This window comes from Protofrankia sp. Cas8, from assembly GCF_963555845.1.
Classification (GTDB): Bacteria; Actinomycetota; Actinomycetes; order Frankiales; family Frankiaceae; genus Protofrankia.
Map to the genome: position 1 here is coordinate 989 of NZ_CAUVXI010000276.1, position 5565 is coordinate 6553.

A 5565-nucleotide genomic window follows, 5' to 3' on the forward strand; every position below is an offset into this window, starting at 1 on the left:
AGCCGAAGGCCGAGGCGACCCGTCGGAAGCGGGGTCAGCATCCTGGATGGCTCCTACGAACCGGGCACGTCGGTGCGGATGCCGCATCCGGCGAACCCGGAGTTCGGCTACCCGGACGCAGCACGACCGGGCGTCTTCGATGCGATCAGTATGGAGACACAGTACTTCGGGTCGTCCCACTGGAGGTTGATCTTCATGATAAGCGTCGACGTACGCATGCGGTCCGCCGATACCGGATCGGCGCTCGATCCCGACCAGTTCTGGGCCTGACTCATGGGTACCGGACCGCAGACGATGTCGGACGCCGCCGTGAGCCCCGAGGCCCGCGCGGACGACCTTCTCCAGACGATGACGATCGAGGAGAAGGCACAGCAGGTCACCGGGATGCTACCGGTGGGACTCCTCGGCCGGGACGGCCTGATCCAGTCCCAGGCCGAGCGTCGCCTGCGCGACGGGATCGGCCACATCGGGATGCTGGGAATGGTCGGTCACAAGACGCCGGACCGACTGGCGAGGATCGTCAACGAGATCCAGCGGTTCCTCGTCACGGGCACCCGGCTCGGCATTCCAGCAATCTTCCATGTGGAGGCGCTCAACGGTGTGGTGGCGCCCGGGTTCACCACGTTCCCAACGGCGATCGGGCTGGCCGCCACGTGGAACCCCGGCGGTGTCGAGGAGATGGCCGGCGTCCTGCGCCGGCAGGCGCGGGCCATCGGTCAGACCTTCGCCCTCTCCCCCGTCATGGACGTCGCTCGGGACGCCCGCTGGGGGCGGGTCCATGAAACCTACGGCGAGGACCCGTACCTGACCTCGGCAATGAGTGTCGCCTTCACCCGCGGTCTGCAGGGCACCGACCTGCGCGAGGGTGTCATCGCCACCGGCAAGCACTTCCTGGGCTACGCGGTCACCGAGGGCGGCCAGAACATGGCTGCCACGGCGGTGGGGCCGCGCGAACTCTACGAGGTGTATGCCCGCCCGTTCGAAGCGGCGATCAAGCTTGCCGGCCTGGGCGCGGTGATGAACTCCTACAGCACCGTCGAGGGCATCCCGGTCGCTGCCAACCGCGAGATCCTCACGACGCTGCTACGGGAGCGGCTGGGCTTCACCGGCACCGTCGTCTCCGACTACCAGACCATCCACCACCTCCATGAGCGCCTCGGGGTCGCCCGGGACGCCGAGGAGGCCGGCCGGCTGGCGCTGGCCGCCGGCATCGACGTCGAGCTGCCAGCCCCGCACGGCTACGGCCCCACCCTCGCCCGGGCCGTCCACCGCGGAACCGTCCCCGCCGACCAGCTGGACCAGGCCGCGTGGCGGGTCCTGCGCGACAAGTTCGCCCTGGGTCTGTTCGAGGCGCCCTACGTCGACGAGGACCCCGTCGTCATCAGGGCGGTGGCCCGCCAGGGCGTCGACCTGGCCGACCGCCTCGCCCGGCAGTCCGTGACCCTGCTGACCAACGACGGCACCCTGCCGCTGTCTCGCGACGTCCGGCGGATCGCGATCGTCGGCCCGCACGCCGACGGCACCGCGTTCGCCTTTGCGCCCTACACCTACACCGCCGCGCTGGGGATGCTCGGCGCCCGGTTCCGCGGCGAGGGGGGCGCCATGGACGGCGTCGAGGAGATGACCGGCGAGGTGCCGGACGAGGCGATCGAAGCGCTGATCGAAGAGGTCGCCGGCCCTCTCGCCACGCCGCTCGACGACTACGTGCGCGACACCTACGGCGCGCAGTCCCTCGCCGAGGCCGTCCGCCGCGGTGTCCCGGACGCGCAGGTGACCGTGGTCACCGGCTGCGGCGTCGTCGACGAGGAGCCGACCGACATGCCGGCGGCGGTGACGGCCGCCCGCGACGCCGACGTGGTGATCCTGGCGCTGGGCGGCCGTGGTGGCTGGTTCACCACTGCGATCACCGAGGGCGAGGGCAGTGACACCGCGAACATCGACCTACCCACGAACCAGGTCACCCTCGCCCGGGCCGTCGCGGCCACCGGCACCCCGTGCGTGGGCATCGTCTACACCGGCCGGCCGATGGCCCTGACCGCGATCGTCGACGTCCTGCCGGCGCTGCTGTACGGCTACTACGGCGGCCAGGCGGCCGGCCCCGCCATGGCCGACGTCCTGTTCGGCGACGTCAACCCGAGCGGCAAGCTTCCGATGTCGATCCCCCGGCACTGCGGCCAGGTACCGATCCACCACGGCCAGCCGGCCGGCACCGGGTACCGGCGCGCCGCCACTGACCTGCACCGGGGCTACCTCGACATGCCCGCCACCCCGCTGTTCGCATTCGGCCACGGACTGAGCTACACGACGTTCGCGTACACCGACCTCGTCATCAGCTCCGTCCAGGTCGACAGCGAGGGCGCCGTCACCGTCGCGGTGACAGTGCGCAACATCGGGGAACGGGCCGGCGAGGAGATCGTCCAGCTCTACTTCTGTGACCAGGCGACCGGCGTCACCCGGCCGGCCCAGGAGCTCGTCGGATTCACCCGCGTCGACCTCGCCGCCGGCGCCGGCGCCACCATCGAGTTCACCGTGGCGATGAGCCAGCTGGGCTACCTCGGCCTCGGCGGCGACGTCGTGCTGGAGCCGGGCCCGATCCAGGTGCTCGTGGGCAGCTCCTCGGACGACATCCGCCTGCGGGACGCCTTCGAGGTCGTGGGCGAGACGGCGGTGCTGCACGGCCGCCGCTCCTACCTCTCGCACGTCGCCGTCGGCAGGCCCGGCGAGCGCCCGTAGGCCGGCCCGTCGGGCGCACAAACCGGGCGTGCTCCAGGGCTTCGAGCGCCTGTACGGCTGGGGACAGCAATGGGGAGTCCGGGGACGGGTCAGAAAGCTCCGGGACGGACGGTGCGCATGACGTCGTCGAGGACCTTGTCCAGCGGTGCCCGGCAGCCGGCTGCCATCCAGGCCCGCTTCGCCGCCTCCAGGCACGCCAGTGCGGCGCCGATGACCGCTTCGGGGCGGGCGTTGATCCCGGTGTCGGCCGGGTCGGGGGCGGGGCCAAGGCGGGCGGCGATATGCGGAATGAGCCGGTCGTGCCACCCGCACTGCTTGTCCAGGTTACGGGCCCGCAGCGCGGGATTGCCGTCGAGCATCTGCCGCAGACCGCGGGCGCCCTGTGGGTCGCGCGCGTGGTAAGCGAGTAGCACATCGAAGGCGCGGCGCAGCGCCGTCCACGCGTCCTCGCCGGCAGGCCGCTGCGCCAGGGCCTCGGCGAGTGACTCGCCAAGGGCGTCGAGGTGGTCGAGTACGACGTCTTCCTTCGAGGCGAAGTAGCGGAAGAAGCTGCTGCGGGACACCCCGGCGGCGGCCGCGATCTCGTCGATCGTCGTCGCGTCGTAGCCCTTGCGGGCGAACAGCTCCATCGCGACGGTCATGAGCTCGGCCCGTACGGCGCGCCGGGTGCGTTCGCGGAGCCCAAGTCCGAGCCCGAGCCCTCCAGACGCCTCAGCCATCACGGTCGTACCATACCTCGCGCCATAACTGCTTCTTGGTACCTAATCTGGCACTGAGTGCAGTGTTGGGCGTAGAGTGCCGATACGATGATGCGGGTCAGCGAGCTGCGACGGAGGGGTGTCATGGATCTTTCTGGGGTGGGGGTATGGAGCATCCCCCTGCGTTTCGGGGACCCGGTCGAGGCCGCCGAAGCCCGCCGGCTGGGCGTCATCTCCCGCGTCGTCCCGCACGACCAGCTGCGGGACGGGGCCGGCCGATGATGACGCCGCTGGTCCTCGTGCACGGTGGCGGCTTCGACAGCCGCTGCTGGGATCTGCTGGTGCCCCATCTCGCCGCGCCGGTCCTCGCCATCGACCTACCCGGGCGGGGGCGCCGACCGGCGCCGCTGGAGTCGGTGACCTTCGCCGACTGCGCGCGCGCCATCGTCGAGGACGTCGACGCGGCCGGCTTCGACGAGGTCGTCCTCGTGGGCCACTCCCTCGCCGGCTGCTCGTTGCCGCGGGCCATGGAACTGCTCGGCGACCGCGTCCGCCACGCCGTCTTTCTCGCCGCGACGGTGCCGCACGCCGGGACCAGCACCAGGCAGGCGCTGCGACCGGACGTCCAGGAGCACGTCGAGGAATCCCAGGCCGAGCGGCGGGAGACGATGGATCCCGCGCAGGTAAAGCGGTACTTCGGCAACGACCTCGACGACGAGCAGTTCGCCTGGTGCGCACAACGCCTCGTTCCCGAAGCGGAAGGGCTCACGACCGAGCCGGTCGACCTCTCAGGCCTGCGCCGGCCCGTCCCTCGCACCTGGGTGCGCACCACCAAGGACGCCATCCTCCCGCCCGAGATGCAGCTGCGGTTCGCCGCCCGCGTCGGTGACTGTCCGGTGATCGACCTCGACGCCGGGCACATGTGCATGATCAGCCAGCCGGCCGCGCTGGCCACGATCCTGCACGGCATCGCCGACACCTGACGGGCCGGTCGAGCTGCGCGGCCTCGGCGTCGACGGCCGTAGGGCGATATGCCCGTAGGGCGATATGCCCGTAGGGCGATATGCCCGTAGGGCGATATGCCCGTAGGGCGATATGCCCGTAGGGCGATGTGGCGGAATACCCGGCCTGTGGATCCGCTTGGACGGGGCGTGAAGGTACGGATCGGAATCGCGCCCGGAGCGGATTCCGGCGACAGTTTCGCGGACATCGTCGGCCGGCTTGACGAACTCGGTGTGGACTCTATGTGGCTGCCGGAGCTTGTGTCGTCACCGGGCCCGGACCCGATCGTCGGGCTGGCCTACGCCGCCGCGCGGACGCGCCGACTCAAGCTGGGTACCGGGGTGTCCGTCCTGCCGGGGCGCAACCCCGTGCTGTTCGCCAAGCAACTCGCCACTCTTGCACGTCTTGCCCCCGGCCGGATCCTGCCCGCCGTGGGCCTCGGTCCGGCGCAGCCGACCGACCGCGGCGCCTTCCCCCTCCCGCCTGGACCACACGGCACCGGAGCGCGGGGCGAGGTCCTGGAGGAGGCGCTCGTCCTGCTGCGGCGCCTGCTGACGGAGCCGTCGGTCACCTTCCGCGGCCGGTATTTCACGCTGGACGAGGTCAGCATCGGCACCTTACCCACGAAACCCCTTGACATCTGGCTCGGCGGAGCCGCACCCACCGCGCTGCGCCGCATCGGCCGGCTGGGCGACGGGTGGCTGGCGTCCCTGGTCACGCCGTCCGACGCCGCCGAGGGAATCGCGACGATCACAGCTGCGGCTGATGCCGCCGGGCGGATGATCGATCCCGAGCACTACGGGCTGAGTATCGCCGTCGCGTTGGACGGCGGCATTCCGCCCGCGCTCGCTGCCGCGGTCCGGCGTCGGCGGCCCGACGCCGACCCTGCCGCCCTCGTGCCCGTCGGCTGGGACGCGCTCCGGCGCCGCATCGAGGACTACATCGCAGTCGGGGTGAGCAAGTTCGTGGTTCGCCCAGCGACGTCCCTGCCGGCCTGGAACGAGTTCATCGACCAGTTCGCCACCGAACTGCTCCCGATCGAGACCTGACCGGAACCGGGCACAGCCCTCGTAATCTCGGGGACGACATCCCACCGACATCCCACCGATGTCCGCGCCGATGTCCGCGCCGA

General features: G+C 71.1%; 6 protein-coding genes. 5 read left to right on the forward strand and 1 reads right to left on the reverse strand.

All coding sequences use genetic code 11. The annotated features are described in order from the left end of the window. Together U9977_RS25055 and U9977_RS25060 are read left to right on the forward strand one after the other, a co-directional pair. A partial coding sequence (locus U9977_RS25055) for a hypothetical protein (protein ID WP_322751743.1) occupies positions 1-270 on the forward strand: 270 nt, incomplete at its 5' end. A gap of 24 nt (positions 271-294) precedes the next feature. Further along, positions 295-2733, forward strand: a complete 2439-nt coding sequence (locus U9977_RS25060) for a glycoside hydrolase family 3 N-terminal domain-containing protein (RefSeq protein ID WP_322751744.1) — start codon at positions 295-297, stop codon at positions 2731-2733. Between the two features lie 89 nt (positions 2734-2822). On the opposite strand, the gene U9977_RS25065 is transcribed toward U9977_RS25060, so the two are convergent. Further along, positions 2823-3452, reverse strand: coding sequence for a TetR/AcrR family transcriptional regulator (locus U9977_RS25065; RefSeq protein WP_322751745.1), 630 nt, complete (start codon positions 3450-3452; stop codon positions 2823-2825). A 123-nt stretch (positions 3453-3575) separates the two neighbouring features. On the opposite strand from U9977_RS25065, the gene U9977_RS25070 reads away from it, so the two are divergent. The 3 genes from U9977_RS25070 (at position 3576) to U9977_RS25080 (ending at position 5482) form a co-directional block, all read left to right on the forward strand. Continuing rightward, the gene (locus U9977_RS25070) at positions 3576-3713 is read left to right on the forward strand and encodes a hypothetical protein (protein WP_322751746.1); all 138 of its coding nucleotides are present in this window, start codon (positions 3576-3578) and stop codon (positions 3711-3713) included. Then, a complete protein-coding gene (locus U9977_RS25075) occupies positions 3710-4414 on the forward strand; it encodes an alpha/beta hydrolase (RefSeq protein ID WP_322751747.1) in 705 nt (234 codons plus the stop codon). Before U9977_RS25070 ends, U9977_RS25075 begins: the two co-directional genes overlap by 4 nt. Before the next feature lie 168 nt (positions 4415-4582). Further along, on the forward strand, positions 4583-5482 hold the full coding sequence (locus U9977_RS25080) for a TIGR03854 family LLM class F420-dependent oxidoreductase (RefSeq protein WP_322751748.1): 900 nt from the start codon (positions 4583-4585) through the stop codon (positions 5480-5482). Positions 5483-5565 lie beyond the last annotated feature (83 nt).

Excerpts from the sequence above, each read along its gene's own strand:
- U9977_RS25060 (WP_322751744.1), top strand. The coding sequence starts at position 295 with ATGTCGGACGCCGCCGTGAGCCCCGAGGCCCGCGCGGACGACCTTCTC.
- U9977_RS25065 (WP_322751745.1), bottom strand. The coding sequence starts at position 3,452 with ATGGCTGAGGCGTCTGGAGGGCTCGGGCTCGGACTTGGGCTCCGCGAA.
- U9977_RS25070 (WP_322751746.1), top strand. The coding sequence starts at position 3,576 with ATGGATCTTTCTGGGGTGGGGGTATGGAGCATCCCCCTGCGTTTCGGG.
- U9977_RS25075 (WP_322751747.1), top strand. The coding sequence starts at position 3,710 with ATGATGACGCCGCTGGTCCTCGTGCACGGTGGCGGCTTCGACAGCCGC.